This window comes from Rhodococcus sp. NPDC057135 (assembly GCF_042670865.1).
GTDB lineage: Bacteria > Actinomycetota > Actinomycetes > Mycobacteriales > Mycobacteriaceae > Rhodococcus_F.
The window spans coordinates 1-16,517 of record NZ_JBHUUU010000022.1 but is presented as its reverse complement, the minus strand read 5'-3'; the positions used below and the strand labels follow the sequence as shown (position 1 = coordinate 16,517).

18 protein-coding genes are annotated in these 16,517 nt (G+C 62.9%); 4 read left to right on the top strand and 14 right to left on the bottom strand.

Annotated elements, in window-relative coordinates; genetic code table 11:
• Position 1: 1 nt before the first annotated feature.
• The 14 genes from nuoK to ACFT1A_RS28975 all read right to left on the bottom strand — a co-directional run bounded on the left by nuoK (position 2) and on the right by ACFT1A_RS28975 (position 12,349).
• Entirely contained in the window at positions 2-301 is a 300-nt protein-coding gene (gene nuoK / locus ACFT1A_RS29040) for an NADH-quinone oxidoreductase subunit NuoK (RefSeq protein ID WP_378449821.1), read from the bottom strand.
• On the bottom strand, positions 298-1,095 hold the full coding sequence (locus tag ACFT1A_RS29035) for an NADH-quinone oxidoreductase subunit J (protein WP_378449820.1): 798 nt from the start codon (positions 1,093-1,095) through the stop codon (positions 298-300). Before ACFT1A_RS29035 ends, nuoK begins: the two co-directional genes overlap by 4 nt.
• Complete coding sequence (nuoI, locus tag ACFT1A_RS29030) at positions 1,092-1,664, bottom strand: NADH-quinone oxidoreductase subunit NuoI (protein WP_378449819.1); 573 nt, start codon at positions 1,662-1,664, stop codon at positions 1,092-1,094. The genes ACFT1A_RS29035 and nuoI overlap by 4 nt, the downstream gene beginning before the upstream one ends.
• Complete coding sequence (gene nuoH / locus ACFT1A_RS29025) at positions 1,657-3,009, bottom strand: NADH-quinone oxidoreductase subunit NuoH (RefSeq protein WP_378449818.1); 1,353 nt, start codon at positions 3,007-3,009, stop codon at positions 1,657-1,659. The genes nuoI and nuoH overlap by 8 nt, the downstream gene beginning before the upstream one ends.
• Positions 3,006-5,420 (bottom strand): NADH-quinone oxidoreductase subunit G, encoded by a 2,415-nt coding sequence (locus ACFT1A_RS29020; protein ID WP_378449817.1) that lies wholly within the window; start codon positions 5,418-5,420, stop codon positions 3,006-3,008. Before ACFT1A_RS29020 ends, nuoH begins: the two co-directional genes overlap by 4 nt.
• The gene (gene nuoF / locus ACFT1A_RS29015; protein ID WP_378449816.1) at positions 5,417-6,736 is read right to left on the bottom strand and encodes an NADH-quinone oxidoreductase subunit NuoF; all 1,320 of its coding nucleotides are present in this window, start codon (positions 6,734-6,736) and stop codon (positions 5,417-5,419) included. Before nuoF ends, ACFT1A_RS29020 begins: the two co-directional genes overlap by 4 nt.
• 1 nt (position 6,737) lies before the next feature.
• Entirely contained in the window at positions 6,738-7,562 is an 825-nt protein-coding gene (nuoE, locus tag ACFT1A_RS29010; protein WP_378449815.1) for an NADH-quinone oxidoreductase subunit NuoE, read from the bottom strand.
• A complete protein-coding gene (gene nuoD, locus ACFT1A_RS29005; RefSeq protein WP_378449814.1) occupies positions 7,559-8,890 on the bottom strand; it encodes an NADH dehydrogenase (quinone) subunit D in 1,332 nt (443 codons plus the stop codon). Before nuoD ends, nuoE begins: the two co-directional genes overlap by 4 nt.
• Positions 8,890-9,552: an NADH-quinone oxidoreductase subunit C gene (locus tag ACFT1A_RS29000; protein ID WP_378449813.1), complete on the bottom strand. Its 663-nt coding sequence runs from the start codon at positions 9,550-9,552 to the stop codon at positions 8,890-8,892. Before ACFT1A_RS29000 ends, nuoD begins: the two co-directional genes overlap by 1 nt.
• Positions 9,549-10,103, bottom strand: coding sequence for an NADH-quinone oxidoreductase subunit B family protein (locus ACFT1A_RS28995; protein WP_095970587.1), 555 nt, complete (start codon positions 10,101-10,103; stop codon positions 9,549-9,551). The genes ACFT1A_RS29000 and ACFT1A_RS28995 overlap by 4 nt, the downstream gene beginning before the upstream one ends.
• Positions 10,104-10,183: 80 nt before the next feature.
• Positions 10,184-10,543: an NADH-quinone oxidoreductase subunit A gene (locus ACFT1A_RS28990; protein WP_378449812.1), complete on the bottom strand. Its 360-nt coding sequence runs from the start codon at positions 10,541-10,543 to the stop codon at positions 10,184-10,186.
• Positions 10,544-10,771: 228 nt separating this feature from the next.
• Positions 10,772-11,164, bottom strand: coding sequence for a hypothetical protein (locus ACFT1A_RS28985; RefSeq protein ID WP_378449866.1), 393 nt, complete (start codon positions 11,162-11,164; stop codon positions 10,772-10,774).
• 180 nt (positions 11,165-11,344) lie between these two features.
• On the bottom strand, positions 11,345-11,779 hold the full coding sequence (locus ACFT1A_RS28980) for an SRPBCC family protein (RefSeq protein ID WP_378449811.1): 435 nt from the start codon (positions 11,777-11,779) through the stop codon (positions 11,345-11,347).
• A gap of 87 nt (positions 11,780-11,866) precedes the next feature.
• Positions 11,867-12,349: a toxin-antitoxin system HicB family antitoxin gene (locus ACFT1A_RS28975; protein ID WP_378449810.1), complete on the bottom strand. Its 483-nt coding sequence runs from the start codon at positions 12,347-12,349 to the stop codon at positions 11,867-11,869.
• A gap of 155 nt (positions 12,350-12,504) precedes the next feature.
• Here ACFT1A_RS28975 and thyX point away from each other — a divergent pair, with 155 nt between their 5' ends.
• The 4 genes from thyX to ACFT1A_RS28955 form a co-directional block, all read left to right on the top strand.
• Positions 12,505-13,257 (top strand): FAD-dependent thymidylate synthase, encoded by a 753-nt coding sequence (gene thyX / locus ACFT1A_RS28970; protein WP_095970584.1) that lies wholly within the window; start codon positions 12,505-12,507, stop codon positions 13,255-13,257.
• A 43-nt stretch (positions 13,258-13,300) separates the two neighbouring features.
• Positions 13,301-14,206, top strand: coding sequence for a 4-hydroxy-tetrahydrodipicolinate synthase (gene dapA, locus ACFT1A_RS28965; RefSeq protein ID WP_003942142.1), 906 nt, complete (start codon positions 13,301-13,303; stop codon positions 14,204-14,206).
• A complete protein-coding gene (locus ACFT1A_RS28960) occupies positions 14,207-16,231 on the top strand; it encodes a ribonuclease J (protein ID WP_378449809.1) in 2,025 nt (674 codons plus the stop codon).
• Between the two features lie 58 nt (positions 16,232-16,289).
• On the top strand, positions 16,290-16,517 hold a 228-nt coding region (locus ACFT1A_RS28955), incomplete at its 3' end, for a maleylpyruvate isomerase N-terminal domain-containing protein (RefSeq protein ID WP_378449808.1).

Genomic DNA, 16,517 nt, shown 5'->3' with positions numbered 1-16,517 from the left:
GTCAGTACTTCAGCAGGTCTGCGTCGTCGACGGATACAGAATGCCGAGATCGGAAGATGATCATGATGATTGCCAGGCCGACGACAACTTCGGCTGCAGCGACCACCATCGTGAAGAAAGCGAAAATCTGGCCGTCGAGATTGCCGTGCATACGCGCGAAAGTCACGAACGCCAGATTGGCGGCGTTGAGCATCAGCTCGATGCACATGAACACCACGATGGCGTTGCGTCGCAGGAGGACTCCCGCAGCCCCGATGGTGAACAACAGGACCGACAGATACAGGTAATTCTCGGGATTCATCGCGCAGACTCCTCACCGGTACTCGGATCCGGGGATCGCGGAGTGAGCGCGCTGCTGACGGAGAGTGTCGAGTACGATCCGTCCGGCAACAGAGCCGGCATGTCCACCGCGTTGTGTCGTGCGTACACACCGGGGCTCGGGAGTGGAGTGGCCGAGCCTTTTTCGGGATTGTTCTCGTCGCTACCCAGGTACGCGAACCGCTGCTGAGAGAGTTCGCGTTGGCTGAGTGTGGCTCCGATCTTCTCCCGATGCGCGAGCATCATGGCGCCGAGTGTCGCCGTGATCAGTAGTGCGCCCGTCAGTTCGAAGGCCCAGACGTAGCGGATGAAAATGAGATCGGCGAGTTCGTCGATGTTGCCCTGCTCGAGTCCGGTGAAGCCGGTGAAGCCCGAGATCGACGCATTACCGAGGCCACCGATGAGCAGCAGCCCGAATCCGACGCCGATCACGATCGCGCTGACCCGTTGTCCCCGTAGAGTTTCGATCAAGGAATCCGAAGAATCCACGCCCACCAGCATCAAGACGAACAAGAACAACATCATCACTGCGCCGGTGTAGACGACGATCTGGACGACGCCCAGGAACAGTGCGCCCTGCACGATGTAGAACACGGCCAGGATGATCATCGTCATTGCAAGGAAGAGTGCAGAATAGACGGCTTTGGGAGCGGCGACGACACCCAAAGCGCTGATCACCGCCAAGGTTCCGAGGATCCAGAACTGCACCGCTTCGCCGGTGGAGGTCGAAGTCATCGTTCCCTCCGCCAGGATCGTGGTCGTGACCGCCGCGATCATTTCTCGGTCTCCTGGCTCGGCTCCGGTTCGGGTGCTGCTTGCTCGGGTGCTGCTTGCTCGGCAGCTGCTGCGATGTCGCCGCGGTAGTAGTCGTCCTGAGTTGTGCCGGGACGCAGCGCGTGTGGTGGTGCTGTCATGTCGGGCTTCAATGGTGCGAGGAGGCGGTCCTTCTCGTAGATCAACCCGGCTCGGTTGTCGTCGGTCATCTCGTACTCGTTGGTCATCGTGAGGGCCCGAGTGGGGCAAGCCTCGACGCAGAGGCCACAGCCGATGCACCGCAGGTAGTTGATCTGATACACCCGCCCGTAACGCTCACCGGGGGAGAACCGTTCTTCTTCGGTGTTGTCAGCACCTTCGACGTAGATTGCGTCGGCGGGGCAGGCCCACGCGCACAGTTCGCACCCGATGCACTTCTCGAGTCCGTCCGCATACCGGTTGAGTTGGTGGCGACCGTGATATCCGGGCGCGGTGGGGCGCTTTTCCTCCGGATAGAACTCTGTCTCGGGCTTCTTGAACATTGTCGAGAGCGTCACTCCGAAACCCGCGATAGGTCCGAGGAAATCAGGCATGGGAGTCCTCCGATGTGTCGGAAACATCTGTCCGCCGCGGCGGTGGCACGTTCTGCCCCGGTAGTTTTCGGGTCGGCAGCGTTTGACCAGGTAGGGGTGGAACCGGGAAGCCGCCCGACATCGCATCGAAAGGCCGAGTCCCCGGATCGGGCACCAACGCCGCGGTTCGGCGACGGCCCCGGTAGGTTCCGGCCAACACCATGAGCAGCGCAGCTCCGAGAACCAGTGCGACGCAGAGCAGTACGAGCCACGTGTTGTAACCCTCGTTGCGGAAGGCGCGAACAGTCGCGATCACCATCACCCACGCCAAGGCTGCGGGGATGAGAATCTTCCAGCCGAGATTCATGAACTGGTCGTAGCGCAACCTCGGAAGGGTGCTGCGCAACCAGATGAATACGAAGAGGAAGCCCCACACCTTGGCGACAAACCACAGCACGGGCCACCAACCGGAATTGGCTCCGTCCCACAGGTTGAATGGGAATGGTGCATGCCACCCGCCCAGAAACAGCGTCGTGGCCAGAGCGGACACCGTCACCATGTTCACGTACTCGGCGAGCATGAACATCGCGAACTTGAGTGAGGAGTACTCGGTGTGGAACCCACCTACCAGTTCGCCCTCGGCCTCCGGAAGGTCGAAGGGCGCTCTGTTGGTTTCGCCGACCATCGCTGTCACGTAGATCAGGAAAGACGGCAGGAGGAGAAAGACGTACCAGGCACCTTGTTGGGCACTGACGATTCCGGACGTGGACATCGTTCCGGCGTAGAGGAAGACTGCGGCGAAGGACAGTCCCATCGCTACCTCGTAGGAGATGACCTGCGCGGTCGATCGAAGTGCGCCCAGTAGTGGATATGTCGATCCCGAGGACCAGCCGGCAAGCACGATGCCGTACACACCGATCGAGGTCACGGCGAGGATGTAGAGAACTCCGACCGGCAGATCGGTCAGTTGCAGGGGTGAGAGGGTTCCGAAGATCGACACCTGCGGACCGAACGGAATGACGGCGAAAGCCATGAACGCGGGCACGACTGCGATGACGGGCGCGAGGAGGTAAATCGGTTTGTCGGCTCCGGTAGGAGTGATGCCTTCCTTGAGGGCGAGTTTGATTCCGTCGGCGAGACTCTGGAGCATTCCGCGGGGGCCGACGCGGTTCGGTCCGACACGCATCTGCATACGCGCCATAACTTTTCGTTCCGCGTAGATCGCCACCAGCGGAGTGAGTACGAGGAACACGAAGATGGCGAGAGCCTTGCCGATCACCAACCACCACGGGTCGTGCCCGAACGCCGACAGGTCGACCGGAGCGGCGACGGTATCGGCGTTCGCGAAGTACTCGTAGCCAGTCATTGCGCCGTCACCTTCGCGATCCTCACCACGGACCCCACGGAGGCGCAGAGCGTTTCGTAGACGGTGCTACCCGGTGAATTGAGCGGCAACCAGACTGTTCGAGGCGGTAGCTCGGTGATCTCCAACGGCAATGTGACGACGCCGGATTCAGTCGATACGGCAACCTGATCGCCGCTCACGGCGTCGATCTCGGCCGCGGTTTCGGCCGACAAACGTACGAGCGGGGGCCGTGCAGTACCGGCCAGGTTGGGCTCGCCGTCCTGCAAACGGCCGTTGTCGAGCAACATCCGCCAACTCGACAACACCGCCTCGCCTGGCGCCGGTGTGGGCACGGTGCCTGCGGGTACCTGAGGTGAAGTGGTGCGCAATCCGGCCCATGGTCCGAGGCGGCGTATCTCTGCGCGCGCGGACGCTGCGTCGGGCAAGCCCAGGTCGATACCCATCTCGGCTGCGATCGCGTGAAGGACGCGCTGATCTGGCATTACTCCTGTCGTTCTCAATGCGGTGTCGAACACGCGCTCGCGGCCTTCCCAGTCGAGGAAGGTTCCGGGCTTCTCGGCGACCGGCGCCACGGGGAAGACGACGTCGGCGAGTTCGGTGATTTCGCTGTGACGGATCTCCAAACTCACCACGAACCCTGCGGCTTCGATCGCGGCTCGTGCCTTTGCCGGGTTCGGGAGATCACCCAACTCCACGCCGCCGACAAGAAGCGCCGCGGTCGACCGTCCTGAACCCAGGAGGCTGGAGACATCGCGACCGTCGGAGGCCGGGACGGAGGCGTCCCACACCGATTCCACCTCTTGACGTGCCACCGGGTCGGCAATGGGGCGTCCACCGGGAAGCAATCCCGGCAACGCGCCGGCTTCGACGGCGCCGCGATCACCAGCGCGGCGTGGGACCCAAGCCAGGGAAGCTCCCGTCGCTTCGGCGAGACGTACCGCCGCCGAGAAGCCGCCCGCCACCTCACTGAGTCGTTCGCCCAGCAGGATCACTGCGCCGGGTTGTCGGAGGAGCTGACCCTCCACACTTCCAGGGCCTGCCAACGAATCCATCAGAGCTGCTTCACTTCCGGGTACGGTCCGAAGCAGACCGCCGCCCATCTTCTGCAGGCCTCGCGTAGCGAACGGCGCGCTGGCGAGCACTGTTGTCTTGCCGAAACGAGCGGCTTTGCGTAGCCGCAGGAAAATGATCGGTGACTCCTCCTCCGGCTCGAGAGCGACCAGCAACGCGGCCGGAGCTGATTCGAGATCTTGGTACGTCACCGACTCTTCGAGTGTGCGCCCCGCGACGTGAGCTGAGAGAAAGCTGGTCTCTTCGGCTGAGTGAGCGCGGATCCGGAAGTCGATGTTGTTGGTAGCGAGAGCAACTCGCGCGAACTTGCTGTAGGCGTATGCGTCCTCCCAGGTCGAGCGTCCACCGACGAGTACGCCCGCGTCGCCGTGGGCCTGTGCGAAGGTTCGCGCAACGAGGTCGAGTGCCATGGGCCACGACGCCGGAATCAATTCGCCGTCAGCGTTGCGGATCAGGGGGGTGGTGATCCGATCGCCTTGGGTCGTGTACGTGAAAGCGAAACGTCCCTTGTCGCAATTCCACTCCTCGTTGACGTCGGGGTCGTCCCCGGCGAGACGACGAAGAACCTTGCCGCGACGGTGGTCCGTGCGCTGGGCACATCCGTCCGCGCAGTGCTCGCACACGCTGGGGCTGGACACCAGATCGAACGGTCGCGCCCGGAATCGGTATGCCGTGCTGGTGAGTGCACCGACCGGGCAAACCTGAATGGTGTTGCCCGAGAAGTAGGACTCGAAAGGCTCGTTGGCGTAGATCCCGACCTGTTGAAGTGCACCGCGCTCGAGGAGATCGATGAACGGGTCGCCGGCAATCTGGCCCGAAAACCTTGTGCACCTGGCACAGAGGACACAACGCTCGCGGTCGAGGAGGATCTCGGACGAGAGTGGGATGGGTTTGGGGTAGGTCCGTTTCTCCTCACCGAACCGCGATTCCGTGCGACCGGTCGACATCGCCTGGTTCTGGAGCGGGCACTCGCCGCCCTTGTCGCACACGGGGCAGTCCAACGGGTGGTTGATGAGCAGGAGTTCCATCACCCCCCGCTGCGCCTTCTCGGCCACCGGCGACGTGAGTTGCGTGGTGACGACCATTCCGTCCGCAACCGGTGTCGTGCAGGACGCCACCGGCTTGCGTTGACCTTCGACCTCCACGATGCACTGGCGGCACGCCCCGACCGGATCCAGAAGGGGATGATCGCAGAACCGCGGAATCTGGGTGCCGATCATCTCTGCAGCGCGAATGATCAACGTGCCCTTGGGAACCTGAAGTTCTCGGCCGTCGATAGTGAGGGTGACCAGATCAGTAGGCGGTGCCGTGTCGGCCTTGGTAGCGTCGGCTGCAGTCATGAGACGAACGCTCCTGTCGCGAGAACGGACCGGCGAGGATCGAACGGGCATCCGTTGCCGTCGAAATGCGCGACGTATTCCTCGCGGAAGTACTTCAGTGAGGACATGATCGGGCTGGTCGCTCCATCACCTAACGCGCAGAAGGACTTTCCGAGGATCGTGTCGGAGATGTCGAGAAGTTTGGTGAGATCGGCTTCGGTTCCTGTTCCGCCTTCGAGTCGCCGCAGGATCTGCACCAGCCAGTACGTGCCTTCCCGGCACGGCGTGCACTTACCGCAGGATTCGTGGGCGTAGAACTCGGTCCATCGCAACACCGCGCGCACGATGCAGGTTGTGTCGTCGAATATCTGCAGTGCCTTGGTGCCCAGCATCGATCCCGCGGCGCCGACGCCCTCGTAGTCGAGTGGGACATCGAGGTGTTCCTCGGTGAAGATCGGTGTCGAGGATCCGCCGGGAGTCCAGAACTTGAGGGTATGTCCGGCCCGAACGCCACCCGCGTAGTCGAGAAGCTCTCGCAAGGTGATGCCGAGCGGCGCCTCGTACTGGCCGGGAGTGGTGACATGACCCGAGAGCGAGTACAGCGTGAATCCCGGTGACTTCTCACTTCCCATCGACCGGAACCACTCCGGACCGCCGAGGACGATCGACGGAACACTCGCGATGGACTCGACGTTGTTGACGACGGTCGGGCAGGCGTAGAGGCCTGCGACAGCGGGGAACGGCGGCCGCAATCGAGGCTGACCGCGCCGCCCCTCCAGGGAATCGAGAAGGGCTGTCTCCTCCCCACAGATATACGCGCCGGCTCCGGCGTGAACGACGAGATCCAGATCGAATCCCGAACCGAGGATGTTTCGGCCCAGATATCCGGCCGCGTAGGCCTCGGCCACAGCAGTCTGTAGGCGTCGCAGGACAGGGACTACCTCGCCCCTGACGTAGATGAACGCCTTGGCTGCTCGAATTGCGTACGCCGCGATGATCACTCCCTCCACCAACGTGTGGGGAGTCGCCATCATCAACGGCATGTCCTTGCATGTGCCAGGCTCGGACTCGTCGGCATTGACGACGAGGTAATGAGGTTTGCCGTCTCCGGGCGTGTCTTCGGAGACCTGCGGGATGAAGCTCCACTTGAGGCCCGTCGGGAAGCCGGCGCCACCGCGCCCACGAAGGCCCGCGTCCTTGACCGTCTCGATCACGGCATCGGGGGAGCCGTCGAGTGCTGTGCGTAGGGCCTGGTAGCCGTCGTGACGAAGGTAGCTGTCGAGGGTCCACGAGTTCGGTTGATCCCAGTGACGACTCAGAACGGGGGCGAGTGTCATGTCACTTCCCTTCGCCGGGAGCGTCGACCGCGGAAGCCGGGCCTGGTCGGTTGTCGTCGAGAGATCGGCTGACACGCAGTCCGGCAAGAGTTGCCCCGCCGACGGTCTGCGCTTCGGCCGCTTCGATTCGCGTATCCGGGAAACCGGCCAGGGTGCGCGCGGTCTGTCGGAACGAACACAGCGTCGCACCGCGACTGGGCGTCACGCGCTCTCCGGCGCGTAACGCATCGACAAGTGAGCGCGCCGATTCCGGAGTCTGATTGTCGAAGAACTCCCAGTTGATCATCACGACGGGCGCGTAGTCGCACGCCGCATTGCACTCGATGTGTTCGAGGGTGATCTTGCCGTCGGACGTCGAGATGGTGTGTCCGCCTTCGTCCCTGGAGCCTGCCGAGCCCAGGTGCTCTTCGAGTGCCGCGAGGATGTCGTCACCGCCCATGATCGCGCACAGCGTGTTGGTGCAGACTCCGACCAGATACTCTCCCGTCGGACCACGGCGATACATGGAGTAGAAAGTGGAAACGGCGGCGACCTCAGCGCCCGTCAAACCTAGCTTGGCACTGCAGAAATCGATCCCGGCCGGCGTGATGTACCCGTCCTCCGATTGCACGAGATGAAGGAGCGGCAGGAGGGCCGATCGACTGGTTATCGCAGCGGCGTCAGGCTCGCGATAACGAGCGATGACGGTGTCGGCATCGGCGTCGAGTCGGGCGAGTACGTCGGGGGGATAGCTCGACCGTGCGCCTGGGCGTACCAATTGAGTGGGTTCCTCCGGTCGCGGTCCGAGTTCGACGAACACCCGTGACGAACCCTTCGGGCCGGTCATCGGTCCACTCCGCCCATGACGGGATCGATACTGGCGACCGAAGCGATCACGTCGGACACCATGCCTCCCTCACACATCGCCGCTACCGCTTGAAGGTTTGTGAACGACGGATCCCGGAAATGGACGCGGTACGGCCGGGTTCCCCCGTCGCTGACCATGTGCACCCCCAGTTCGCCACGCGGAGATTCCACGGCGACGTACACCTGACCGGGCGGCACGCGGATGCCTTCGGTGACCAGTTTGAAATGGTGAATCAGACCCTCCATGGACGACTCCATGATCTTGGCGATGTGCTTCTGCGAGTTGCCGAGGCCATCAGGTCCGACGGCGAGATCGGCAGGCCAGGCGATCTTCTTGTCGTCCACCATGACCGGCCCCGGTTGCAGCTTGTCGAGACACTGCTCGACGATCTTGAGGGACTCCTTCATCTCCTCGACGCGGATGACGTACCTTCCGTAGCAATCGGATCCGTCGTGCGTGACGACATCGAATTCGTAATTCTCGTAGCCGCAGTAGGGCTGCGCTCGACGCTGATCGTGGGGGAGACCTGTGGCGCGCAGGACCGGTCCCGTCACTCCGAGCGCCATGCAACCGGTGAGATCGAGGTATCCGATTCCCTGGGTGCGGGCCTTCCAGATGGAGTTGTCGCTGAGCATCAGTTCGACGTCGCGCAACCGCTTCGGAAGGACTTTCAACAGTTGTCGTACCTTCGCCACCGAGCCGTCGGGTAGATCTTGCGCGAGACCGCCGGGCCTGATGTACGCGTGATTCATCCGCAGTCCGGTGATCGTCTCGAACACGTCCAGAATCAGTTCGCGTTCGCGGAATCCGAACAGCATCGCCGTCACGGCGCCCAGTTCCATTCCGCCGGTCGCCAGGGCGACAAGATGTGAAGAGATCCGATTGAGCTCCATCATCATCACGCGAATGACGGTGGCTCGCTCGGGAATGTCGTCGGTGATGTCGAGAAGTTTCTCGACCCCGAGGCAGTAGGCGGTCTCGTTGAAGAACGGTGACAGGTAGTCCATCCGAGTAACGAAAGTGACGCCCTGCGTCCAGTTCCGGTATTCGAGATTCTTTTCGATTCCGGTGTGCAGGTAGCCGATTCCACATCGTGCTTCCACGACGGTCTCACCCTCGATTTCGAGAATGAGGCGCAAGACGCCGTGCGTGGACGGATGCTGCGGGCCCATGTTGACCACGATCCGTTCGGCCTCGCCGGTTCGCTGCCGGGCGGCCGCGGTGACGATGTCGTCCCAGTCCTGACCGGACGCCGTCACGATGGTTTCCTTCGTAGCGCCGGCGCTGCTTCCTGTCGTGTTGTTCATCAGTTGTACGACCTACGCTCGTCGGGTGGCGGAGTCTGGGCGCCCTTGTACTCGACCGGAATACCGCCGAGCGGATAGTCCTTCCGCTGCGGGTGGCCTTTCCAGTCGTCGGGCATCTCGATGCGGGTCAGTGCCGGGTGACCGTCGAAGACGATTCCGAAGAAGTCGTAGGTCTCACGTTCGTGCCAGTCGTTGGTCGGGTAGATCCCGACGATCGACGGAATGTGCGGATCGGAATCCGGCACAGACACTTCCAGCCTGATCCGGCGATTGTGCGTAATGGAGGCGAGTGGATACACGGCGTGGAGTTCGCGACCGGTGTCCTGCGGGTAGTGCACTCCGTCGACACCCAGGCAGAGTTCGAAGCGAAGATCCGGTTCGTCGCGCAGTCTGCGCGCAACCTGCGGGAGGTGAGACCGTTCGACGTGCAGCGTCATCTCGTCTCGAAAAACCGTTACTCGCTCGATTGCGTCAGTGAAAGTGTCGCCCGCGCTGCGCAATGTGGCGTCCAAGGAGTCTGCAACCTCGTCGAAGTATCCACCGAACGGTCGAGAAGCCTTGTCTTCTACAGAGATCGGAGGGGCAAGACGACTGTAGCCCGAGGTGTCGCCACTGCCGCGGACCCCGAACATCCCTCTCGCGCCGGTGTTGCCCGAGGTCATCGCAGCAACCCCTTCATGTCGATGGTGGGGGTGGATGCCAGTGCGGCGCGCTCGGCTGCCGCGCGAGCCTCTTCGCGGTTGACGCCGAGGGGCATCTCCTGAATCTTCCGGTGCAGCTCGATGATCGCATTGAGGAGCATCTCCGGCCGCGGCGGACAGCCGGGCAAGTAGATGTCGACCGGAACGATGTGGTCGACGCCCTGTACCACTGCGTAGTTGTTGAACATTCCGCCGGAAGACGCGCACACACCCATGGCCAGAACCCATTTCGGCTCGGCCATCTGGTCGTAGACCTGACGAAGCACCGGGCCCATCTTTTGACTGACCCTCCCGGCCACGATCAGAAGGTCTGCCTGGCGCGGCGACGCACGGAAGGCCTCCATGCCGAACCGTGCCAGATCGAAGCGGCCGGAGGTGGTTGCCATCATCTCGATGGCGCAGCACGCGAGCCCGAAGGTGGCAGGCCACAGTGATCCTTTGCGGACGTACCCGGCAAGGCCTTCGACCGTTGTCAGTAGAAATCCGCTGGGGAGCTTTTCTTCGAGACCCATATCCGACTCTTTTCAGTCGTAACAGCTTCGGTATGACCGGTTTTGTCTGATTTCTTTGTGTTGATCGTGTCTTCGTCCAGCTAGTCCCAACCGAGACCGCCTCGTCGCCATTCGTATGCGTATGCCACCGAGACGTTGACTATGAAAAGGCCCATGGCCGCGAGACCGAACAAGCCGAGCGAATCGAAGTGCACGGCCCACGGATAGAGGAAGACGATCTCGATGTCGAAGATGATGAACAGCATCGCCGTCAGATAGAACTTGACGGGAAACCGGCCGCCACCAGAGGCGCGGGGTGCCGGTTCGATTCCGCATTCGTAAGCTTCGAGCTTTGCCCTGTTGTACCGCTTCGGGCCGACCACGGACGCGAGAACAACCGACACCACGGCGAAGGCCATCGCGATGACCCCGAGAACGAGAATGGGGATGTAAGCGTTCATGTCACCCGAACTCCTCTCTGCTGTGCGGATGTCCGCCTAGCCCGAAGGTGCCGTTAACCCGAAGGTGCCGTTCGATTTCGATACTGCCAGCAATTCGATACTTATGTGACCTGCGACACCCACACTAGGGGAGGCCTCCGACATTGGGTTGATTTTCGGGGTGCCGAGTTTCGCTCTCGAAAGTCCGAAGTAGTCGGCGCCGCAACGAATCACCGCTGCAACGGGTGCTCACCGGCTCAGTTGCCGACGGAGAAGCGCGATGACGGTGGAAGCGAGTTCGATCGGATCTATCGGCTGCGGCACTGAGGCTTCCGCTCTCGACCACGACGCCAGCCATGCATCGTCGGGTCGACCGGTCAGTACGAGGATCGGTGGACAGTCGGCGATCTCGTCCTTGAGTTGTTTCGCCACGCCCATGCCGCCGGCCGGACTGGCCTCGCCGTCGAGGATGGCGAGATCGATTCCGCCGGCATCGAGCTTGTCGACGACGATCGGCGCCGTCGCGACCTCGATGTAATCGATGGTGGGCATCGAGGGATGTGGACGCTCGCCGAGAGCGAGCCGGACTTGCTCGCGCGTGTGCGCGTCGTCGCTGTAGACGAGGATGCGCACGGGTGCCATGGAGTTGGGCTCTGCGGTCTCGGCGGACACGCGGCCGACGTTACTCCGGGCAGTCCCCGGCTACCGGCGAATCTTCAACATCGGCAAGAACTTCCGCGAAATCGCAGCTCGGCTTCACAGCAAACGGCCCCTACCCGGCGATGAACGCCGAAGTAAGGGCCGCCTGAATTGCGTGTGCGCTCAGAAGTTTTCGACGAACTTCGTCAGGCCCTTACTTGCCGTTTCCAGGGCCGTCTTCTGTGCCTTCTTCACCAGGAAACCCGGCAGCGGGATCTTGGGATCGATGGTCAATTCGAAGGTGACTTTGGTTCCACCGTCGGTGGGCGTCAAGATGTACGAGCCGTCCTGCTGGTTCTGCTGGCCGCTCTCGACGAGGGTCCAGGTCACCTTCTCGTCGCCCTCGAAGGTGTAGTCGACTACCTGCTCGTCGTTGATTCCGAGAATGGACACGGCCATGCGAACGCGATGGGGGCGACCGTCGTCGTGGGTGCTCTCGATGGTGATCTTCTTGTGCGCAGACGACCACTCCGGCAGTCGATCGACCGCGGCGACGGCCTGCATCACCGTTGCCGGATCAGCCTTGATCTCGAATTCCTTGACGCCCGAAACGGCCATGAACGTGCTCCTTCTCGCCTTGCGGCAACGGTTCGTGATTACTGCAGTTGCGCAATTAGATCATTCGGCGATCGGGGTGGCGTCGAACTAGTCCATGCCGTTCTTGCGCATCTGGTCCCGTAGTGCGCCCTGTACGGCCTGTGAAACCCACGAGTTGAGGGAGACTCCGTTCTGATTGGCTGCCTCCTCGGCGCGGGCTTTGATCTGCTCCATCATCCTCAACGTCACTCGGCTGATATCCCCGCTGACGTCGTCGAACGAGTAGGTGGAGTCCTTCTTCTCGTCGTCTGCCTTCTCGTTGTCTGCGGCCTCGCCGCCAGTCGAACCGGGCGGGCGAACGACATCGACCAGCAACTCGCTGCCGTCGAGATTGACCTTGACCTCTCGATCGCCGAGTTTCGCCCCGATCTCCTTGGCCAGCTCAGTTGCCGCGGCCAGCAAGACCAGGCGGACCGAGGGTTCGATGGCGGCGGACAGCGACGCCGCAATCCGGCGCGTGTGATCGTCGCCGAGTTCGGCTGCGGTGACGAGGTCGTTCTGCAGCTTTGCGGTGTACTCCGAAATGTCCATGACACCAGAGTGGCGTCAAAAGTGACGTCAGTCAAGGATACTTGTGACGTCACTCGATCTGGAGGGCGGTCGACCGCTATAGAGTTGCCCCGCACCTGAGGCGAACAGCGTCCGGGTTTCGTGCTGGTTGTTTCGTGCTTGTCGAGGAGTGGGTTGTGCCGAACACGGTGTCGCTGAAGGTGCAGTTGGTGGCGAAGTCCGAGTTCTTCCCGCCCGAGGACATTCCGTGGGAGACGGACGCCGACGGCGGCGAAGCACTTGTCGAGTTCTCCGGTCGAGCCTGCTATCAGAGTTGGTCCAAGCCGAACCCGCGCACGGCAACCAACGCCGGCTACCTGAGGCACCTGCTCGAGGTCGGACACGTTTCAGTGCTCGAGCATGCAACCGTGAGCTTCTACATCACCGGTATCTCGCGCTCGTGCACTCATGAATTGATTCGTCACCGGCACTTCTCGTACTCGCAACTCTCGCAGCGATTCGTCCGCGAGAACGATGCGAACGTCGTCGTACCTCCGGCTGTCGAAGGCGATCCCGAACTCGAAGCACTGTTTCTGTCGGCCACCGACGAAAGCCGTCGCGCTTACGGTGAACTGCTCACCGCCCTCGAAGGGAAACTGCAATCGGTGCCCGGCGCCCCGATGCGAGGGAAGCAAGCCAGGCAAGCTGCGCGCTCGGTGCTGCCCAACGCCACCGAGACTCGCTTGGTCGTGACCGGGAACTATCGGGCCTGGCGGCACTTCGTCGAGATGCGTGCCACCGAACATGCGGATGTCGAGATCCGGCGAGTCGCGGTCGAGTGCCTGCGTCAGCTTCGCGACGTCGCGCCAAATGTGTTCGGGGACTACGAGATTCTCCGCGGAAGCGACGGATCGGAAATCGCCGTCAGTGCATTTGCGGCCGAGTCGTGACTCGTGTGCAGAAGTAAGAGCTGAACCGGGTAACCTTCTGACCATGACCTACGGTGATTCCGCTTCTCTTGTCGAGCGTCCGTTCGGCACCATTTCCGTTGCGATGGTGACCCCGTTCACTGCCGACGGGAAGTTGGACGTCGACGCGGGAGTGCGCCTCGCAGCCCATCTCGTCGACAACGGCTGCGACGGCCTTGTCCTTGCCGGTACCACCGGTGAATCTCCCACCACCACCGAGTCCGAGAAGCTCGACCTGCTCCGCGCGGTGATCGACGCCGTCGGCAACCGCGCGAAGATCGTCGCAGGCGCCGGCAGCAACGACACCGCCCACAGTGTCGAACTCGCCCGTGACGCGGCTCGCGCCGGAGCGCACGGTCTGCTCGTCGTCACCCCGTACTACTCGCGTCCGCCCCAGGCCGGACTTTTTGCACACTTCACCGCCGTCGCCAACGCGACCGACCTGCCCGTCATGTTGTACGACATTCCGCCCCGCTCCGTCGTCCCCATCGAGACCGAGACGATCCGTCGACTCGCCGAGCACCCGCGGATCAAGGCTGTCAAGGACGCCAAGGGCGACCTCAACGCCGGCGCAGAGTTGATCGGCACCACCGAACTTCAGTTCTTCTCCGGTGACGACCCGCTGAACCTGCCGTGGCTCGCTGTCGGTGCTACCGGCTTCGTCAGCGTCATCGGCCATCTTGTTCCGGGTCGCCTCCGCGACCTTCACACCGCGTTCGTGTCCGGCGACATCGCCCGCGCCCGCGAGATAAACCTCAGTTTGATCCCTGTGATTCGTTCCGTTGCCCGCCTCGGCGGTGTCAGCGCTTCGAAGGCGGGTCTGCGACTCATCGGAATCGATGTCGGAGAACCACGCCTTCCGCAGGTTGCACCCACTAAAGAGCAGATCGACGGTCTTGCCGCCGATCTGCATGCGGCAGGAGTTTTGTAAATGACCCGTCCCCCCCGACGTCGTAGTGCCAGTCGTCAAGCCGGTCCGCCTTCGCCTCCGGCTCCCGAAACGGCCGCGAAGGCCGCACCGGTAGAGGCACCAGCTGCGCCGGCGGCAGAAGCGGCCCCCGCCGCAGCCGCCCCGCCCAAGAAGGCCGCAGCAACCAAATCCGCAGCGACGAAGTCTGCAGCGACCAAGTCCGCTGCCACCAAATCTGCTGCACCCAAGAAGTCGACCGAAGACAGGTCGCCGCGCAAGTCTTCCGGCGGCAACCGTCCGGCAGCGTCGAAGGCGGGCAACGGGCGCGGAAACAAGCGCCCCGAGAACCGTCCGGCCGTCGATCCCACGGGTCGACTCGGAACACCCCCGAAGGCGCCGGCATCAGGTCTGCGCATCGTCGCTCTCGGCGGCATCGGTGAAATCGGTCGCAACATGACTGTGTTCGAGCACCGCGGCAAGCTGCTGATCGTCGACTGCGGTGTGCTGTTTCCCGAGGACCAGCAGCCTGGCGTCGACCTGATCCTCCCGGACTTCCGCTACATCGAAGACCGTATGGACGACGTCGAAGCCGTCATCTTGACTCACGGACACGAGGACCACATCGGTGCTCTGCCGTTCTTGCTGCGCCTGCGCGCGGACATTCCGGTCATCGGCGCGAAGTTCACTCTCGCCCTCGTTGCCGCCAAGTGCCGCGAGCATCGCCTGCGACCGAACCTCGTCGAGGTCGTCGAAGGAAACACCACCACCCACGGCCCGTTCGACTGCGAGTACTTCGCCGTCAACCACTCGATTCCCGACGCCCTCGCGATCGCGATTCGCACCGACGCCGGCGTCGTACTGCACACCGGTGACATCAAGCTCGATCAGCTGCCTCTCGACGGCCGCCTGACCGACCTCGCCGGTTTCTCCCGCCTGGGCGACGAGGGTGTCGACTTGTTCCTCGTGGACTCGACCAACGCCGAGGTCCCGGGATTCGTCACGCCCGAGCGTGAAATCGGGGGAGTGCTCGACAACGTCATCGGCAAGGCGAAGCAGCGCGTCATCGTCGCATCGTTCGCCAGCCACGTGCACCGCATCCAGCAAGTCGTCGACGTTGCCGCTCGGTACAACCGCCGCATCGTCTTCGTCGGCCGCTCGATGGTCCGCAACATGCAGATCGCACAGGATCTCGGCTACCTCACGGTGCCCGACGGCCTGGTCGTCGACATCGACACCGCCGCGACACTTCCCGACGATCGTCTGGTTCTGATCTCCACGGGTTCGCAGGGCGAGCCGTTGGCAGCGCTCTCGCGGATGGCACGAGGCGAACACCGCCAGATCAACATTCGCGCCAACGACTTGGTCGTTCTCGCGTCCTCGCTGATCCCGGGCAACGAGAACTCCGTTTTCGCCGTGGTCAACGGTTTGGCCAAGCGCGGTGCCACCGTCGTGACGCAGCAGAGCGCCAAGGTTCACGTCTCGGGCCACGCGTCCGCCGGTGAGTTGCTCTACCTCTACAACGCGGTTCGGCCCACCAATGCCATGCCTGTTCACGGTGAATGGCGCCACCTGCGTGCCAACGCCGCACTTGCCAAGGCCACCGGCGTTCCGGAAGAGCGCATCGTATTGGCCGAGGACGGCGTCGTGGTCGACATGGTCGACGGACTCGCCGAGATCGTCGGACGGGTACCGGTCGGACACGTCTACGTCGACGGTCTGTCCGTCGGTGACGTCGGTGAGCCGACGCTTTCCGATCGCCTGGTGCTCGGTGAGGGCGGCTTCATCGCCATCACCATCGTCATCAACGAGTCGACGGGTCGCGCGGTCAGCACTCCCGAGGTGTCCGGCCGCGGTTTCTCCGACGATCCGACAGCCCTCAAGGCCGCCGCGGATCTCGTGGAATCGGACCTGGCACGGTTGGCGAGCGAAGGCGTCATCGACGCTCATCGCATCGCGCAGTCCGTGCGCCGCGTCGTCGGACGCTGGGTCGCGGACAAGTACCGCCGCCGTCCGATGATCATTCCGACGGTCATCGCGGTTCCGTAGATCGGCACAGCAGGTCGCTTGCGCTCGAACCCGGTCCGGTTCGAGTACTTTGGCGAAGGTGACCTTCGCTCATGACGAACGACTCGCCCTGGTGGACAGCATGGTCGAATTCGGCCCCGATGCTCCGACGCTGTGTGGGGAGTGGACCAATCGTGACCTGGCAGCACATCTGATCGTCCGGGAGCGGCGTCTCGACGCCGCTCCCGGAATCATGTTCAGCCCTCTGGCCGGTCACACCGAGAGCGTGCGAAAGGCCGCAGCGGCGCGTCCGTGGGAGGACATCCTC